This is a genomic window from Hymenobacter monticola (assembly GCF_022811645.1).
Lineage (GTDB): Bacteria > Bacteroidota > Bacteroidia > Cytophagales > Hymenobacteraceae > Hymenobacter > Hymenobacter monticola.
On sequence record NZ_CP094534.1, the window covers coordinates 2,830,661 to 2,848,444 of the forward strand.

The 17,784-nt window shown below is 62.4% G+C and carries 10 protein-coding genes and 1 tRNA gene; 4 read left to right on the forward strand and 7 right to left on the reverse strand.

The features are described 5' to 3' along the window. The first annotated feature begins 36 nt into the window (after nt 1–36). Entirely contained in the window at nt 37–2,538 is a 2,502-nt protein-coding gene (locus MTP16_RS11835) for a GEVED domain-containing protein (protein WP_243508694.1), read from the forward strand. 181 nt (nt 2,539–2,719) lie between these two features. Here the strand turns inward: MTP16_RS11835 and MTP16_RS11840 are convergent, their stop codons facing one another. From MTP16_RS11840 to MTP16_RS11860, 5 genes are all read right to left on the reverse strand, one after another. Beyond that, a complete protein-coding gene (locus MTP16_RS11840; RefSeq protein ID WP_243508696.1) occupies nt 2,720–4,657 on the reverse strand; it encodes a peptide-N-glycosidase F-related protein in 1,938 nt (645 codons plus the stop codon). A gap of 311 nt (nt 4,658–4,968) precedes the next feature. Further along, nucleotides 4,969–5,042 (reverse strand) — tRNA-Ala (locus tag MTP16_RS11845). Nucleotides 5,043–5,307: 265 nt separating this feature from the next. Continuing rightward, nucleotides 5,308–5,853: a hypothetical protein gene (locus MTP16_RS11850; RefSeq protein ID WP_243508699.1), complete on the reverse strand. Its 546-nt coding sequence runs from the start codon at nt 5,851–5,853 to the stop codon at nt 5,308–5,310. Between the two features lie 39 nt (nt 5,854–5,892). Continuing rightward, nucleotides 5,893–9,363, reverse strand: a complete 3,471-nt coding sequence (locus tag MTP16_RS11855) for a TonB-dependent receptor (protein ID WP_243508702.1) — start codon at nt 9,361–9,363, stop codon at nt 5,893–5,895. 164 nt (nt 9,364–9,527) lie between these two features. After that, nucleotides 9,528–10,133 carry a C40 family peptidase gene (locus MTP16_RS11860; RefSeq protein ID WP_243508705.1) on the reverse strand — a complete coding sequence of 202 codons (606 nt, stop codon included), beginning with the start codon at nt 10,131–10,133 and terminating at the stop codon, nt 9,528–9,530. Between the two features lie 74 nt (nt 10,134–10,207). Between MTP16_RS11860 and MTP16_RS11865 the strand changes: the two genes are divergently transcribed. Then, entirely contained in the window at nt 10,208–11,629 is a 1,422-nt protein-coding gene (locus tag MTP16_RS11865) for an FAD-binding oxidoreductase (protein WP_243508708.1), read from the forward strand. Between the two features lie 82 nt (nt 11,630–11,711). On the opposite strand, the gene MTP16_RS11870 is transcribed toward MTP16_RS11865, so the two are convergent. Together MTP16_RS11870 and MTP16_RS11875 are read right to left on the reverse strand one after the other, a co-directional pair. After that, on the reverse strand, nt 11,712–13,367 hold the full coding sequence (locus MTP16_RS11870) for an amidase (protein WP_243508712.1): 1,656 nt from the start codon (nt 13,365–13,367) through the stop codon (nt 11,712–11,714). Between the two features lie 161 nt (nt 13,368–13,528). Beyond that, a complete protein-coding gene (locus MTP16_RS11875; RefSeq protein WP_243508716.1) occupies nt 13,529–14,023 on the reverse strand; it encodes an acyl-CoA-binding protein in 495 nt (164 codons plus the stop codon). Nucleotides 14,024–14,234: 211 nt separating this feature from the next. Here MTP16_RS11875 and asnB point away from each other — a divergent pair, with 211 nt between their 5' ends. Together asnB and MTP16_RS11885 are read left to right on the forward strand one after the other, a co-directional pair. Beyond that, nucleotides 14,235–16,139: an asparagine synthase (glutamine-hydrolyzing) gene (gene asnB, locus MTP16_RS11880; protein ID WP_243508719.1), complete on the forward strand. Its 1,905-nt coding sequence runs from the start codon at nt 14,235–14,237 to the stop codon at nt 16,137–16,139. 28 nt (nt 16,140–16,167) lie between these two features. Then, nucleotides 16,168–17,718, forward strand: a complete 1,551-nt coding sequence (locus tag MTP16_RS11885; RefSeq protein ID WP_243508722.1) for an ArnT family glycosyltransferase — start codon at nt 16,168–16,170, stop codon at nt 17,716–17,718. Nucleotides 17,719–17,784 lie beyond the last annotated feature (66 nt).

Below are 17,784 nucleotides of genomic sequence, written 5' to 3' on the forward strand. Positions count from 1 at the left end.
ACCTCTTCTAACACCAACCCTTTTTACCAACACCCGATGAAACAAAGATTTACCAGATATGCGAAGCTGGCGCTGTGCGCGCTGGGGCTGGGCGCGGCCTCGCGGGCGCAGGCCGCCTATGTGCCGGTGGCCCTCACGGGCTACAACCACGACGTGGTGGCCAACGGCACCGGTGTATCCACCAACTCAACCACGGTGGGCGTCGACGACAGCAACTACGTCTTCATGGCGCAGGACTACAACCCCACGGGTACCTCGTTTCTGCCCAACAACGGCCTCATCAACAGCGCCGCCACTGCGGGCCTGACCTACCAGTTGGCGCCGTACTCCGGCAACAACTCGCTGCGCATGCCCTCCACGCCCACGGGCACCGGCACCGGCTCGGGCACCGTCACGCTTGTGACGCCGCAGGCGGCGGGGGAGGTGTACGTGCTGGCCACTTCCGGCAGCGGGGCCAGCACGGTGAACATCACCGTCGCCTTCACCGACGGCACCACGCAGGTATTCAACGGCCAAACGGTTTCGGATTGGTACGGTGGCGGCAACTACGCCATTCTGGGTTTGGGCCGGGTGCAGCGCGGCGTCGAAAACCGGGAGAATAACGCCACTAACCCCCGCTTGTATCAGCTGATGCTCACCCTCGCGCCGGCCAACTTTGGCAAGCTGGTGCAAAGCGTGGGCTTCGCCAAAACGTCGGCCACCGGCGTGCTCAACGTCATGGGCATCACCATCAACTCGGTGTGCAGCGGCACGCCGGCTGCCGGGGTGCCCGCCGCCAGCACCCCCAGCGCCTGCACCAACAACAGCTTTACGCTCAGTCTCACCGGCGCCGCTTCCGGCTCGGGCGTGAGCTACCAGTGGCAGAGCAGCCCGGCCGGCGCCAACACTTTTACCAACATTACGGGTGCTACCACCGTGCCCTACACGGTGGCCAGCCAGACGGCTGCCACCGACTACCGCGTGGTCGTCACCTGCTCGGGCAGCGGCATCTCATCCACGTCGCCGCTGGTGAGCGTAACCCAAAATTCCTTCCTGAATTGCTACTGCACGCCCGCCGGCGGCAACTGCGCGAATGAGTGGATTCGGGGCGTGACCCTGGCGGCGCTGGGCAACACCGGCACCACCTGCAGCACCGGCGGCTACGCCAGCTACACCACCAGTGCGGCCCTCACCACCAACCTGAGCCAGGGCGCTACCTACCCCGTCACACTCGATTTGCGCGTGAATGCTGCCAGCAGCGCCGCCGGCCTCTGGATAGACTACGACCACAGCGGCACCTTCGACGCCAGCGAGTACACGCTCGTCGGCACCGGCCCGGCCACGGGCTTCGCGGCCCTCAACCTGAGTCTGACCGCCAACGTGACCATCCCGGCCACCGCCCTCACCGGCCCCACCCGCCTGCGCGTGCGCTCCAACAACGGCGGCGTGGTGGGCAACCAGGGCTGCTTCAACAATTATTTCGGTGAGGTGGAAGACTACCTCGTGACCATCGTGGCGCCCACGGCCTGCACCGGCACGCCCACCGGCGGCACGGCCACGGCCTCCAGCACGTCGGTGTGCCCAGGCACGGCCTTCACCCTGCGCGCCAGCGGCTACTCCAGCGGCGCCACAGGCCTTACCTACCAATGGCAGAGCAGCCCGGCCGGGGCCAATAATTTTACCAACATCACAGGCGCTACCACCGTGCCTTATACCGTGGCCAGCCTCACGGCGGCTACCGACTACCGTCTACAGGTGACCTGCGCGGCCGGTAGTACACCGGCCCTGTCGTCGGTGGTGAGCGTAACGCCTTCGCCGTTCCTAAACTGCTACTGCACGCCCACCTACGTGAGCGGCGGCAACAACGACATCATCAAAACCGTCAGCATCGGCACGTTCAGCAACAACACCAGCACGCTGGGCAACGTGGCGCCCTACTACCAAGACTACAGCACCCGGCAGCCCGCCACGCTGGCCATCCCGACCCTGGCTGCCAACGCGTTGAATAATGTAGTGCTGACGCTCGGGGCCGACAATTTTCAATACAGCGCCCTGTGGGTTGATTTCAACCACAACGGCAGCTTCGACGCCAGCGAGTACTTCACGCTGGGCACCAATGCGGGCAGCAATGGCACTGCCACCATTCCTGTGGCGGTGCCCGCTGCAGCTTTGCTGGGCCAAACCAAGATGCGCATCCGCGGCGGCGACGACCTCGTGCCACTGGCTACGCAAGCCTGCGGTGCCTCGCAGTCCGATTACGGCGAAGCCGAAGACTACCTCGTGAACATTGCCATCGTCAGCGCCAACCGCGCAGGGCAGCAGGGAGTAGCCCTCAGCGCCTTCCCGAACCCCGCTGCCAACGCCCTCACCGTGACAGTGGGCAGCACTGGCCTTCGCGCCTACCTCAGCCTAACCGACCTCACCGGCCGCGTGCTCCAAACCCAGCCCGTCACGGGGCAAACCGCCCGCTTCGACCTGAGCAGCCTGGCCGCCGGCATCTACCTGGTGCGCTACCAGGACGACAGCCGCACGAGCACCATCAAGGTAAGCAAGCATTAACAGCTTAGTCGATGGACAACAAAAAGCCCCCGCAGCACGCTGCGGGGGCTTTTGCATTTAAGGTGTGAAGGGTATGGAAAGAGGGAAGTGGTTTTGGGTGTTAGGTATTCGGTATTCGGTTTTTTGGGGAGTCTGGGAGCGGAGCCTTATTCTTTCTACTACCCACCCCTGTACCAAATACTTAATCAATGACCAGGCGGCGGTTTAGGGTGGTGCCGTCGGCTAGGCGCACTTCCAGGGCGTAAACGCCGGGGGCCACGCCGTCGAGGGCCATCTGCTGCACGGTGGCTTTCACCTGCGGCAGGGCACGGGCCCACACGCGGCGGCCCAGGGCATCCACCACATGCAACTGCACGTCCTGGGTGCTGGGCAGGTTGAGGTCGAAGGTGAAGCGGCCGTCGTGGCTGGGGTTGGGGTACACGTCCAGCGCGTTCAGCAGTTTCTGATTCGCGGCGCTTGCCAGCGGGCCGGCTACCTGGAAGTTGAGCGTGTACTCGCAGCCAAAGTCGCCGTTGATGGTGTTCAGCACGCTGCCGGCCGAATTCAGGATGCGCATGCTGCCCACAGTGGCCGGCGAGGCCCACCACGAGAAACCGTCGCAGCCCAGGTCGGTGAGGCGCAACGAGTAGCAGCCCGGGGTCAGGCGCACGTTGTCGTTGTAGGTGGTGCTGGCGGCGGCATTTACGCGCTGGCCCACCACATTGCCGGCCACGTCCACAATCTGCCAGCTGGTTTCGTTGTAGAGGCCGTTGCGGGCGTTGTTGGTCACCATGTTCACGGTGATGGAACCGGGCAGTTGAATCGAGGGCGCGAAGCGCGTAGTCAGCGTGTCGTTGTAGGCGTTCTGGTCGCGGGAGCCGTTGGGCGTCGTCGTCCAGGCCTGGAAGCGGCCGCCGGTGGTGTTGTTCATCAGCGTGCTCAGGGGGGGCAGCGCCACCAGCGTGTCGCGGCCGTAGGCCAGGCTGCCGGTCCAGTTATAGGTCTGCGTAGGTCCGCGGCCTTTCACGCGGTAGGCAATGGTGACGGCCGTGAGCGGGTTGCTGCCCAGGTTGCGCAGCCGCACCTGCGGGCCGCCACAAATCGGGTTTTCGCGCACGTAGTTCTCATTCGAGTTCGGCGCGATGATTTCGTCCAACGAGGCATCGGTGCGAAAATTGATGGCACCCGCCGTAACCAGTTGGCTGCTCCAGATGTACTGCGCCGAAGCCGACGTCTGGTTGTTGGCTACGTAGCCCTGCATGTTGATGTCGAGGCTGAAGGGCTGCCCGGGCGTGGTCAGGCCATTAAGCGGCTGCACAATGCGGCGCACCACGGCGCCGGGGCACCAGTTGCCACGGTCATACACCCAGGTGCCGGTCTGTGGGTACACCTCGTTCTTGCCGCAGTCGTCGCGCCAAAGCGAGGTGGTGCTGGTCCACTGGTTGTTAATCAGCAGTTGGTAAAACTTGCGGCAAAACTCGGCGCAGTTCGCCGGGTCGGAGCCGTGGCCCGAAATCAGGCTTTTCAGCGCGATGGTACCGGCCGAAGGCGCCACCAGCGTGCGGGCCGGCAGGTGGGCCTCTATGGGGTCGGACGTGCGGCCGTAGGCAAACGTGCCGTCGTACACGTTGCGGACATCGATGGGGTCCTGCGGGGGCGTGCCCTCAATAAAGTCGAGCCGCACGGTCACCGTGAAGCCCCAGGAGTAGCCTTGGTAGTCGAAGCGGAAGCCGGGGTTGCCCACCAGCAGGGGGGCGTAGTCGGTCACGTCCACCACGTAGTCGTGGGTTTTGTTGCGGGTCAGCCAGTCGGTGGCGTAGGGCGTCATAATGCGGGCCATTTCCACAGAATCGTGGGCCTGTGGCATCAGCGTCAGGCGGGTGGTGTAGTCCCAGGAGCCGCAGTACTGCGTGCCCGGCGGGCAGGGGTAGCGGCCCAGAATGTAGTGCATCAACACCTTGCGGTAGCGGCGGCCAGCCGCGGGCATCACCGCCGTGGTGTCGTAAAACCCATAGTGCGTGAGCTTGCGCTGGTTGAAAATGGTGACGCGGGTGGTGTCGCCCGGCGCGGCTTGGGCATGCTCCGCCAGGGCCAGGCCCGCCAGCAGCAGCAATACCAGAATGCGTAATCGTTTCAGCATAGAGCAGAGGGTTGATTTCCTGCTCAATATAAAGCCGGAAAACGTCACCAGCCTATTTTGAAGTTGACTTCCGCGCAACGTTGCCATCAGGCCGCAACGAAACTACCTGCTCAAGCTGTCGAGCTTTGCCTTCTTTGCCCCGCTTTTGCGGCAAGCTGGCAACGATTCGGCGCGCTGACTGCTAATATTTAAATTCGGCCCGCCGCCAGGTTTCTTTCCCGGCCCCAGCTTTTCACTTCGAAACCCGATGACCTAAAACAGAACAGGCAGCCGCGACCGAAGTCACAACTGCCTGTTTGTAGGTGTATCAGTGGAGAATATCGGAGTCGAACCGATGACCTCTTGCATGCCATGCAAGCGCTCTAGCCAGCTGAGCTAATCCCCCTGATTTTGGTGTTACCGCCGTGCCATTTGCGCTTTGGTTCGACAAAAGTACAGCTCGCAGCCGGTTTGGCAAGGCCTAATGCTGATTTTTTCTGCCAAAAAACGCAACGCGCATGAAGTCAGCCACAAAAATTAATCCAGTTGAAAGAATGCGACGCGCCTGCGGAAATATTTCGCCTGCCAATACGCAAAACGCCCGCTGCCGGAAGGCAGCGGGCGTTTGATTTCAGTCCATTAAAAGGGCGGTGGACTACCGGGGCGTGACGCTAGAAGGCGTACCCCGCCAGGTTGGCATCCAACGAAGTGGTGTAGAAACCACCCGTGGGCACCGCCGTGCGCGAGAAGTTCGTGCCTTGGTGCGTGGCCGTGGCCCGCGAGGTCCCGTTGATGAGCAACGCAGCCGTGAGGCGCTGCGAGCCCGTGCGACGACCGGGGCGGTTGGTGGTGCGCAACACGACGCGTACGCTGTTGCTGGGCGTATTTTCCGTGATGACCAGGTTGGTAGCCACCGTGTACGTCTGCGCTGTAGCGGCCGTGCCGGCCGTTACGGGCGTGGTAAAGGTCGGCGTCGTGGCAGCGGTGATGGCCGGATAGGTGAGCGTGCCGTCGGCGTTGACGGTGGGCACCAGCACGTAGGCGTTCATTTCCCCCACCAGCAAGGTGTCGTTGGCGAGCGTGCTGGCCGTTTTGGCGAAGTTGATGGTGACCGTCTGGGCTGTCCGCGTCAGGCGGGTCGGCGCCGGGTCGGTGCTGATTTCCGAGCAGGAAGCCAACGTCAGACCCGCCAGCATGGCAAAAAATAACTGTTTCATATCTGGATTGATTACGAAGTGAATGCGAGCACCGAAACCTTAGTTGAAGGTGTAGCGCAGGCCCAGCTGGATGCGGTAGCGCGAGGATTCCGTGGTCACGTAGCGCGTGGTCGTGTTCAACGTTTGCACGCTGGTCGTGGTCGAGCCATCGGGGAACACCGTGCGCGAGTTCACGATGGGGTTGAAGTTGAAGCGCGGCTGACCCGAAGCCTGGTCGTAATCCACGAACGACAGCGGCGAGTTGCGCTGCTGCGTCTGGGACACTCCCCAGTTGCGGTTGATGAGGTTGCCGATGTTGAACACGTCGAGGCTGAACTGCAGCGAGTTGCGGTTTTTGCCGATGTTCGTGAACACGTCTTGCAGCAAGCGGGCATCCACAAAACCAACCCAGGGCAGCACGGCGCCGTTGCGCTCGGCAATCTCGCCGCGGTGCTTGCTCAGATAGTCGTCCTGCTTAATGTAGTTGTCGAGGTCGGTCCACTGCTGCTCGGCCGTGTAGATGGTCTGCTGGGGCGTGTTGTTGAACAGCGTGAGGTTGGTCAGGTTAATCTCGCTGCGGCTGCGCGGGATGTACATCAGGTCGTTGGTGTTCACGCCGTCGCCGTTCATGTCGCCGTTATACACGTACGAGAAGCGGCCGTTGGGGCCCAGGTCGAGGAAGGCCGACAAGGTGGTGGCCAGGTGGCCGAGGTACTCCTTGCGGTACGATACCGAACCAATGACGCGGTGCGAGCGGAGGAAATCCGAGTAGCCCAGCGTGTTGGCGTTGGGGTCGCCCGAGATGGGGCGGGCCGACCACAGCGAGAACGGCGTCGAGCCGCCGATGGCCACGTCGCGGGCATCGGAGTAGGTGTAGCCGGCGCTGGCCGAAATGCCGTTGCTGAACGACTTCTGCAGCTGCGCCGTGAGGTTGTAGGAGTAGCCCTTGTTGGTGTTGCGCATCACAATGGCACCGTCGTTGAACACAATCTTGGGGCTCACCTGGTAGGTGGGGCTGGCCGTGTTGGCCGCGCGGTTCAGCGCCAGCGGGTCGCGGTAAATCTGACGGGTATCGGCACCCTTGGCGTTGGCCATCGGGTTGGGCAGGTTCACGTTGTCGAAGTACACCGCGTTGAGGTCCTTCGTGAAAATAGCGTCCAGGGTCAGCACCACGTCGCCGGGCAGGCGCTGGTCAACACCGATGTTGGTGCGCCACACCTGCGGGAACTTGAAGTTATTATCCGTCACGGCCAGGTTGTAGGTGGCGGGCAGGGTGGTCTGGTTGATGGGCGAGCCGTTTACCAGGGGCAGGAAGCCGGGCGTGGGGTTGAAGGCCACACCGGCGCCGGTGAACACGCCGCCCAGCAAACCGTTGTTGCTGGCCTGGTTCGAAATCCACACGAAGGGCACGCGGCCGGTGAAGATGCCCGTGCCGCCGCGCAGCTGGGTTTTGCCGTCGTTGTTCACGTCCCAGTTCATGCCGATGCGGGGCGAGAACATCACCGACGTCTTCTGCACGCGGTCGGTCAGAATCTGGTAGCCGTCGCGGAAGCGGATGCTGGCCGCGTCGTTGTTGCGCTGCAGGTCGCTGAGGATAATCGGCACGTCGATGCGCAGGCCGGTGGTCACCTTCAGGTTGGTCTTGATGTTCCACTCATCCTGGGCGTAGAAGCCCAGCTGAGCGGCTTTGGTTTCGGCCAGCGGGAAGCTCAGGCCGGGGTTGCCGTTGTCCACGTTGAGCGGGTAGCGCACCGTATAGTTGTTGGTGGCCGAAGCCAGGGGTACTGGCGTGCCATTGAGGTCAGGGTTGGGCAAGCCATTGGCCAGGCGCGGGGCGGGCACGCCCTGGTCGTTAATCACATAGCCCGCGGAAGCGTAGAAGTCGGTCAGCGAGTTGAAGCGGTAGCGGCCGTACAGGTCCGGTGCGAAACCGTTCTGGAACTTGTAGTACTCGTTGTAGGTACCGAGCGTCAGCGAGTGGTTGCCGATGGTCTTGCTGATGTTGTCCGACAGCTGGTAGATGTCGGAGTTCAGGATGTTGATGGGCGAGAACAGCTCGTAGCCAAACGAGGTGAACTCGTTGTTCACGGCGCCGGGGCCAGCCGCGCTGTACAGAATGTCAACAAACGGGAATTGCGAACCGCCGAGCGAGGAGCGGAAGTCGCGCTGGGCCGTGAAGCCGGCCTGCAGCTGGTTCGAGATGCCGTTGCCGAAGTTGGAGTTCAATTCGGCGATGAACGAATTGAGGTTGTTGTTGATGCGGTAGTAAGACGCCAGGAAGGGCAGGGTGTTGGTCGACATCGAACGGCCGCCCGTTACCGTGGGCGAACCCGAGCCCGAGGGCGACACGTCGCGGTACGACTTCAGGTAGTTGTATTTGATGGAGAAGGTATTGCGCGAGTTGATGTTCCAGTCAATCTTGGCCGTAATCTTGTCCGAGTTCTGCGCCAGCTTATAGCCTTCGTAGGGGCCGGTGCTGTAGTTGTACTTGCTCTGCAGGAAATTCGACAGCACGTCCAGGTCGGCGGCAGCGGCCGATGAGGTGGTGCTGTTCGGACTGGGGATGGGCAGGCCGGGGCGGTTGGCCACGTAGGTGCCGGGCGGGTCGTCGCGGCGCTCGCCTTCCACGCTCAGGAAGTAGAACAGCTTGTCTTTGATGATGGGACCGCCCACGCGGGCACCCAGCTGGGTCAGCGAGAAGTCGGGGAACGCCTGGTCGAGGTCGCGCACCTTGCTGCCCACCAGGCTGCTCGAGCGGCGGAAGCCGTAAATCGAAGCCGAGATGTCGTTGGTGCCTGAACGGGTGATGGCGTTGATGCCGGCACCCGTGAACGAGCCCTGGCGCACGTCGTACGGGGCTAGGTTCACTTGAATTTCCTGCACGGCGTCCAGCGAGATGGGCTGGGCATTGGCTTGGCCGCCCACCGTGCCGCTCAGGCCGAAGGAGTTGTTGAAAATAGCACCGTCGATGGTGATGTTGTTGAAGTTGCCGTTGCGGCCGCCGAAGCTGTTGTTGCCGGTGCCGCTGGCCTGGGGCGTGAGGCGGGTGAAGTCGGCAAACGAACGGCTCAGCGAGGGCAGGCGCTCGATTTGCTCGCGCTGCACGGTGGTGGCGGCGCCGGTGCGGCCGGCGTTAATCACCGGGTCGCGGCGGCCGCTCACCGTCACCTCGCTCAGCTCGGTGGTGGCGTCGCTCAGCTGCTGGTCGAAGCGCAGGTTCTGGCCCAGGCTCAGGAACACGCCTTCGCGCACCAGGTCCTTATAGCCCACGAAAGTCACTTTCACCGTGTAAGGACCGCCCACGCGCATGTTCTGCAGGTTGAAGCGGCCGTCGGAGTTCGTCGGGGCCACATACTGCGTGTTGGTGGGCGTATGCACGGCAATCACCGTAGCGCCGGGCAGGCCCGCGTTGGTCTTGTCCGTAATCAGGCCGCTCATGGCTGCCGTGGTAGCGCCTTGGCTCCAGCCCGCGTGCGCGCCAAGGAGCATCAGCGCCAGCAGAAAGAAGTGGCGTAATCGTAAATTATTCATACAAAAAAGAGTTGGTGAAACAGTGGGACAAGAGAAATACAAGTGAGAGCACAATGCAAAGGCAAAGGTACAACCCGGCCGAAAGAGCCAACATTACGCAAGTTTTACCATTCTTCCGATGAGGCACACCGGACCATTACGACCACAAAGGTAACGGCGGAATATTACAAATGCGGCCGAACCGCCCGAATAAAGCGGCTGAGGTAATAATCCGATTCCAGGCTGTTTTCCACCACCCCTAACGAGGTGGACGCGTGGATGAAATCGACGCCTTCTTCGTCGGCCACCGTCACCAGGCCCACGTGCGTGATGGTGCGGCTGCCGGGTGCGGCTCCGAAAAAAATTAAATCGCCGGGCCGCAGGTCGGTTGTCTTCACCGGTTCGCCCCACACGGCTTGTTCGTTGGACGAGCGCGGGATGCTCACCCCGGCTTCGCCAAACGCCAGCTGCAGCAGCCCGGAGCAGTCGAGGCCCAGGCGCGTGGTGCCGCCGTAGAGGTAGGGGGTGCCCTGGTAGGAGCGGGCCGCTTCGATGACCGAGGCCAGCGTGCCGGTGGCGCTGCCGGCGCGGGCCGGGCGCTTCACCACTACTTTGGTTTTGGCGCCGCTGGGGCTGACGCCCACCGCTTTCACTTTATTGCCGGGGCGGGTGGGGGCCGCGCGGCCGCCCTTTTTCAGCCGCACCATTTCGCGGGCCGAGCGGTATTGACCGTCGCGGTAGTTGAGCTTGCGGTGGCAGCTGGCCAGGCCCAGCAAAGTCAGCAGCAGCACCGGTAGTATCTTCGTTGTCGCCCTCCTCATTGGCCGCAAAGATAGTTTGCGCGGCCTGTTCCGTTTAACCGCTCATGACCTTCAACGCCCTCACCCCCGAATTATTGGTTGCCTTCGAAGCCATCGTCGGGCCCGCGCACGTGCTCACGGCCCAGCGCGCCGAAGCCGCCGCCACCGCCGATGCTTACGCCGACTACGGCCGCGACCACACCGAAGACTTCCACTTCGCGCCCGACGTGGTGCTGCGCCCCGGCTCGGCCGAGGAAATCGGCCGGATTATGCGTCTCTGCCACGAAAACCGCCTGCCCGTGACGCCCCGCGGCGCCGGTACCGGCCTCAGCGGCGGTGCCCTGCCCATCCACCACGGCGTGGTGCTGAGCACCGAGCGGCTGAACCGGATTATCGAAATCGACGAGCGCAACCTGCAAGCCACCGTGGAGCCGGGCGTCATCAACGAGGTGTTTCAGAACGCCGTGAAAGAGGTAGGCCTGTTTTACCCGCCCGACCCGGCCAGCAAGGGCAGCTGCTCGCTGGGCGGCAACCTGGCCCACAGCAGCGGCGGCCCCAAGGCCGTGAAATATGGCACCACCAAAGACTACGTGCTGAACCTGCAAGTGGTGCTGCCTACCGGCGACATCATCTGGACGGCCGCCAACACCCTCAAAAACTCTACCGGATATAACCTTACCCAGCTCCTGGTGGGCTCGGAGGGCACGCTGGGCATCATCACCCAAGTGGTGTTCCGCCTGCTGCCCTTCCCCAAGCAGAATATTCTGATGCTGGTGCCCTTCCGCAAAGAAGAGGAGGCTGCCGACGCGGTGTCGGCCGTGTTTCGGGCCGGCATCATTCCCTCGGGCATGGAATTTATGGAGCGCGAGGCCATTGCCTGGTCGTCTGATTACCTCAAAATTCCGCTCACACTGCCCGAAGACATCAAGGCCCACCTGCTCATCGAGCTCGACGGCCAGGATTTGGACGAGCTGTATAAGGAAGCCGAGCAAGTGTACGGCGTGCTGGAAAGCTACGACGTGGGCGAAATCCTGCTGGCCGATACGGCAGGGCAGAAGGATGACCTCTGGCGCATTCGCCGCAACATCGGCAATTCGGTGCGCTACAACTCGGTCTATAAGGAAGAAGACACCGTGGTGCCCCGCGCCGAGCTGCCCACGCTGCTCAAAGGCGTGAAGGAAATAGGGGCCCGCTACGGTTTCAAGAGCGTGTGCTATGGCCACGCCGGCGACGGCAACCTGCACGTCAACATCATCCGCGGCGAACTCTCCGACGAGATGTGGAACGTGGGCCTGCGCCAGCCCATCACAGAAATCTTCGAGCTCTGCGTCAAGCTCGGCGGCACCATTTCCGGTGAGCACGGCATCGGCCTGGTGCAGAAAGGCTACATCGGCATTGCGCTGAAAGAGGCCAACCTGAACCTGATGCGCGGCATCAAGCAGGTGTTCGACCCGCACGGGATTTTGAACCCGGGCAAGATTTTTTAGCACGAGTACCTTGAAGCTTCCGCTTCGGTACACGTTGAACGACTACAACGCGAGCCGAAGCAGGAGCTTCGGGGTACCCGTGCTATACAGCCACCGTGGTCAGAAACTTCGGCGCCTCCCGCTTGTGCGTGGCCTGCTCATAGGCATAGCCCAGCCCCAGCAGACGGCCTTCTTGGTACGCCCCGCCCACAAACGACAAACCCACTGGCAGCCCCAGCACCGGCCCCATGGGCACGGTGAGGTGCGGGTAGCCGGCCATGGCGGCGGGGGAGGAGAAGTCCACGCCCGTCGAATAGTCCCCATTAGCCCAATCGATGCACCAGGCCGGTCCGGTCGTCACGCCGATGATAGCCGCGAGCTGATTGGCTTTCATCAATGAATCAATGGCCTGGCGGGCGCCTGTTACAGTTTTTTGCACGGCAGCCTTGTACTTGGCATTGCCCAGCCCGTCGGTGGCCTCGGCCCGGATAAGTGTTTCCTGCTCAAAGATGGGCATGGTCTCGGCGGCGTGGGCTTTGTTGTAGGCAATAACGTCTGCCAGATTTTTCACGTTGGCCCCGGCGCCGGCCAGATACTTGTTCACACCGTCTTTGAACTCGTAGAGCAGCACATCAAATTCCGCCTCACCCAGGGGATTTACCAACTTGTTTAACTCGATTTCAACCACCTCAGCGCCCTGGGCTTTAAGCGCGGCCAACGCGCCGCGCAATAGCGCAGCTACTTTAGGCGGCCCGTTCAGGTGCGATTTCTCAACCCCCAGCCGCTGGCCTTTTAAAGCATCCACTTCCAGAAACGATGCATAATCAGTAGGCGTGCCGGCCGGAATGGGCAGCCGGGCCGGGTCGGCGGGGTCGGGACCTTGGATGGCGGCCAGCAGCAGCGCCGCGTCGCGCACGGTGCGCGTCATGGGGCCGGCCGTGTCCTGCGTGCTCGAAATGGGGATGATGCCGCTGCGGCTTAGCAGCCCCACCGTGGGCTTGAGCCCCACGAGTCCGTTACAGGAAGAAGGTGACACCACCGAGCCGTCCGTCTCCGTCCCGATGGCGATGGCGCACAGGTTTGCCGCCACCGCCGCGCCCGAGCCGGAGCTGCTGCCGCTGGTGCTGCGGTCGAGCGCATACGGGTTGCGGCTCTGGCGACCGCGGCTGCTCCAGCCGCTCACGGAATGCGAGGAGCGGAAATTGGCCCACTCACTCAGATTGGTTTTGCCCAGCAACACGGCCCCGGCCGCCCGCAGCTTCTGAACAATAAAAGCGTCCTGCCTGGCTTTGTTCCCAATAAGGGCCGAAGCGCCGGCTGTGGTCATCATCTGGTCGCCGCTGTCAATGTTGTCCTTGATAAGCACCGGAATGCCGTGCAGCGGCCCGCGCAGCTTGCCGGCCTTGCGCTCCTTGTCTAGGCCGTCGGCAATGGCCAGCGCGTCGGGATTGGTCTCGATGACGGCGCGCAGCATCGGCCCGGCCTCGTTCAGGGCCTTGATGCGGGCCAGGTACTTTTCGCAGAGGCTGCGGGCGGTTTCGCTGCCTTTGGCCATGCGGTCCTGCAAGTCGTCCACGGTGGTTTCGTGCAGGGCGAAGGGTTCGTCGGCCGGGGCGCCAGCCGTTGGCGGGCCCGCCACTTCAGCGGCCTCCCGGGTCATTTTTTTATCGGTAGCCGATTGGCAGGCTGCGGCTGCGGGCAGCAGCGTGGCTGTGAGGGCAGCGCGCGTGCCCTGATGCAGGAAAAGACGACGATTCATCAACACGAATAGAGTAGGAGTGGGGCAGCCCGAAAGGCAATTGGCAATGATACTGCTACCCGCCTGCCCAACCAGCGGCTTGGCGCACAACATTGTGTTCAATAAAAAAAGCCGGCCCCTGACGGAGCCGGCTTTTATCAGGTTTTTATAACCAAGCGAGGCTACTCCTGCGCGCCTTTCAGCTTGTCCTCGCCGCCATACGGCGCGCCAGCCGTGATGTCGCCGCGCAGGCCGCCGGCCGTTTGCTGGCCGGGGCCGTGGTCGGGCTGGCGGGCCGTGGTGGTATTCTCAGTGTCTGAATCGGTGGAGCCGGTAGGAGCGCCGGTCTGACCATCGGTGGGTACTTGGCTGGCTTCGGTGGCAGTATTATCCTGGCCAGTTATTTCGTTGGCTTTGGCCACGTAGCGGCGCTTGGCTTCGTCTTCCGATACGCCCTTGAACTGGTTCCACGAATCCCATTGGGCCTGCGAGAGGCCGGCGGGGCCGCTGGCCTTGTCGGCGGCGTTGGGGTCCACTTCGCCGGGCTGCATGTTCACGTCGCCCTCGGTGGCCTGCTTGTAAAGGCCGTAGAACTCGGTCATGTGCTTGGCGGCTTGGTCGCCGGGCAGGTTGTTTACTTTATCGGCCGCGGCCTGAAATTGGGCATTAAGGTCCATGATGATGGGGTGGGATGAAATGAAGAAATGATGGCAAGAAGAAGCGTGGCGTCCGCAAGCGACTGGTGTTTCGGGCTTTATTCAAACCCAAACACCGGAAGCCGCGCCGCTCACAAAATCAGCGAAATCCGATAAATCCGCCGAATCCGTGGTTCAGACAATACCCCGGGGGTGGGCTTTAGGTTGCGGGGTCGTACTTTTGCGCGCGACTATGTGTGGAATCACCGGACTATTTGCCTTTACCGAAACGGGTCGCCAGTCGCTGGCCAACCTGCAGGCGTCAACCGACGCCATCATCCGCCGCGGCCCCGACTCGGAGGGCCACTTCATCTACGACCAGTGCGGGCTGGGCTTCCGGCGCCTGGCCATCCTCGACCTCTCGGCCGACGGCAACCAGCCGATGACCGACGAGTCGGGCCGCTATACCATTGTGTTCAACGGTGAGATTTTCAACTACCGCGAGCTGCGTGAAAAGCTCCTCAAGCGCGGCTGCAAGTTTCATTCCCAGACCGACACGGAGGTCATTCTCCAGCTCTACATCACCGAAGGCCGCAGCTTCATCAAGAAGCTCAACGGTTTCTTCGGCTTCGCCATCTACGACAAGGAGGAAAACTCCCTGCTCATCGCCCGCGACCGTTTCGGCGTGAAGCCCCTGCTCATTTACCGCGACGAAGACAAGCTGTTCTTCGCCTCGGAGATGAAATCAATGATGGCGCTAGGCGTGCCCCGCAAGCTTGATTACGTGGCCCTGAGCCAGTACCTGCAGCTCAACTACATCCCCGGGCCGGCCAGCATTTTTAAGGGCGTGAAGAAATTACTGCCCGGCCACTATCTCTATATTAAAGACGGAAAAGTAGTCGGCAAGGCTTGGTACAAGATTCCCTACGACCCCAAGAAGGTCGCCAAAAACAAGCTCAGCTACGAGCAGCAGCAGAAAAAGCTGGTCGAGCTGATGGACGGCGCTGTGCAACGCCGCCTCGTGGCCGACGTGCCCCTGGGCGCCTTCCTCAGCGGCGGCATTGATTCCAGCGTCATCACCGCGCTGGCCGCCCGCCACACCCCGCACCTGAACACGTTCAGCATCGGTTACAAAGACGAGCCCTTCTTCGACGAAACCAAGTACGCCAACCTCGTGGCCGAGCGCCACAAGACCAACCACACGGTTTTCTCGCTGACCAACGACGACCTCTACGAGCACATCCACGACATGCTGTCGTACCTCGATGAGCCGTTTGCCGACTCCTCGGCCCTGGCCGTGTACATCCTCAGCCAGCGCACCCGCCAGAAGGTGACCGTGGCCCTGAGCGGCGACGGCGCCGACGAGATGTTTGGCGGCTACAACAAGCACATGGGCGAGTTCAAAGTGCGGCAGGGCGGCGTGGCGGCTGAAGCCGTAACGGCCCTCGGCTTCGTGTGGGACGCCTTGCCCAAGTCGCGCAACGGCTTCTTCGGCAACCGCGTGCGCCAGCTCCAGCGCTTTGCGCGCGGCATGACCGCCGGCGTGAAAGACCGGTACTGGGACTGGGCCAGCTTCGCCTCGGCCACCGACGCGCGCAACCTGCTCAGCGCCGACAGCCGCCGCAAGGTGGGCAAGAAAGCCGCCGCCAAGCGCCGCAAAGACATTCTGGAACACCTGCACGCCGACGGCGACCTCAACGAGGTGCTGCTCACCGACATGACGCTGGTGCTTCCCTACGACATGCTCACCAAGGTCGACCTGATGAGCATGGCCAACTCGCTGGAAGTGCGCACGCCCTTCCTCGATTACAAGGTGGTGAACTTCGCCTTTTCCATCCCCGTCACCAGCAAAGTAGACGCGACGATGAAAAAGCGTATCGTGCAGGACGCCTTTCGTTCCGAACTGCCGGCCGAGCTCTACGACCGGCCCAAGCACGGCTTCGAAGTGCCACTGCTGAAGTGGATGCGCGGCGAGCTGCGCGGCCTCATCGAAAACGACCTGCTGCGCGACGACTTCATCGAAGCCCAGGGTATTTTCGACGTGGACGCCATCCGTGGCCTGAAAACCCAACTGTTCTCGCGCAATCCGGGCGACGTGCACGCCCGCATCTGGGGCCTCATCGTGTTCCAGACCTGGTGGAAGCAGTACATGGCTTAAGCTCTTGACAGCGAATACACGTTGGCGCTTGCGCCATTGGTGGCACCAAGTGGGCCGGCCGCAACGGCTGGCCCTTTTGGTTGGCGTGGTGGTCACGCTGGTGCGGCTGAGCCTGGTGGGCAAGGGCACTATGGCCTTTATTGATGAGCGCCGCTACATCACGGCCATGCTGGGCCTGCGCGAACTGTGCGCCGGCCACGGGCTGGCGTTCCTGCAAGCCATCCATTCGATGGGCGCCCGCCCAGGCGACGGCCTCTGGCGCGTCATTCCCGGGCTGGGGCAAGCCGCGCTGCTGCTTGGCTTAGGCCTAAACCCCAATGCGCCGCCGTCGTTGCAAGCGCCACAGGCGTTCAACGTGCTAATCATCAGCGCCAACGCGCTGCTGCTGTACAAAATTTACCGGCGCTTTTTCGGAGTGGGGCTGGCCTTGCTGGGCGTAGCGCTCTATTCCAGCCTGGTCAACACCAACGTCTATCTGCGGCACTTGCTGCCCTACGACCACGCCCTGTTCTTCTTTCTGGGGGCACTGTGGCTGTTGCTGTCGGCTCCCAAGGACCGTCTGCTGCGTCGCTACGCGCTGGTAGGATTCTTGGCCGGCATCAGCTACGCCGTGTACCCGGGCTATTTTATGGGGCCGGCGCTGCTGTTGGTGGTGGGTGCCGCTCGCCTGCTTTCCCCCCAGGCCGAACTGCGGCAGCCTTACCGCTTCTGGCCGGTGGCCGGACTGCTACTTGGCTTTCTGGCCGTGCTGGCTTTTTTAGAACTGTCTGCCCGGGCCGCGGGCACTTCCTATTTTGCCAGCAGCCGCTACATCGCCGGCACTATTTTGCAAGGCAGCTTTGCCGAGGGCTTCAGCTTTATCGGGCAATATTATTGGGCGGTGGAAAAGTGGCTGGGCGCGGGGCTGTTGCTGCTATTCGGCGCCGGACTGCTAAGGTGCGGGCGGGCCAGCTTCTCTTCGGCTGGCCACATTTCGGTGGTTTCAATAGAGCTACAGAGCCTGGTGATAGGGGCATTTGCGGCGTGGCTGGGCTATGCCTGCTTGGTTGCGCTCGGTCACCAACTGGTTTTTTACGGGCGCATTCTCCACTTTTTCGCGCCGTTCGTGGTCCTGGGGGCATTGGTGGCGCTGCAAGCCATCACAACTCGGCCGCGGCTGGCCCGGTGGACGGTGGGGCTGGGCTTGGTTGTGGCTGTTGTCAGCTTTGCCGATTTCGTGCGGGCGTACCGCCAGGTCGACTACCCCTGCGATGTGGCCTACCGGCACGGAATTTTAGACGTCCGCCAAATTGCGGCCATTCAAACCACTGGTTGTGAGCCGAGCGTACTGAATTACCGGCTGTTCGGCCCGGCCATCCGTAACCGGCCCACCCGGCCCACGCCCCGGTACCGGCTGGTAAACTTTGCCTACCTCTACCCCCTGACCTGTTACCGGCCGGTGCCGTTGCCGGCCGGGCGGGTGGTAGCCACCACGCCCTATTTCATAAAGTACGCGCCCTATCAGTTTGAAGGACACAGCGGGGCAGAGCGAGCTTTGCTTCGGCAGTATGCCTTTGACTTTGTGATAGTTGGCGAGTAGCGCTGTGCCGGGCATCGGCGTGCTGCCGCCGAGCCGAAAGGCGGACGCGCCTATGCGCCCGATAGA

Coding starts and splice junctions, on each gene's coding strand:
- MTP16_RS11835 (WP_243508694.1), top strand. CDS start 37: ATGAAACAAAGATTTACCAGATATGCGAAGCTGGCGCTGTGCGCGCTG.
- MTP16_RS11840 (WP_243508696.1), bottom strand. CDS start 4,657: ATGCTGAAACGATTACGCATTCTGGTATTGCTGCTGCTGGCGGGCCTG.
- MTP16_RS11850 (WP_243508699.1), bottom strand. CDS start 5,853: ATGAAACAGTTATTTTTTGCCATGCTGGCGGGTCTGACGTTGGCTTCC.
- MTP16_RS11855 (WP_243508702.1), bottom strand. CDS start 9,363: ATGAATAATTTACGATTACGCCACTTCTTTCTGCTGGCGCTGATGCTC.
- MTP16_RS11865 (WP_243508708.1), top strand. CDS start 10,208: ATGACCTTCAACGCCCTCACCCCCGAATTATTGGTTGCCTTCGAAGCC.
- MTP16_RS11870 (WP_243508712.1), bottom strand. CDS start 13,367: ATGAATCGTCGTCTTTTCCTGCATCAGGGCACGCGCGCTGCCCTCACA.
- MTP16_RS11875 (WP_243508716.1), bottom strand. CDS start 14,023: ATGGACCTTAATGCCCAATTTCAGGCCGCGGCCGATAAAGTAAACAAC.
- asnB (WP_243508719.1), top strand. CDS start 14,235: ATGTGTGGAATCACCGGACTATTTGCCTTTACCGAAACGGGTCGCCAG.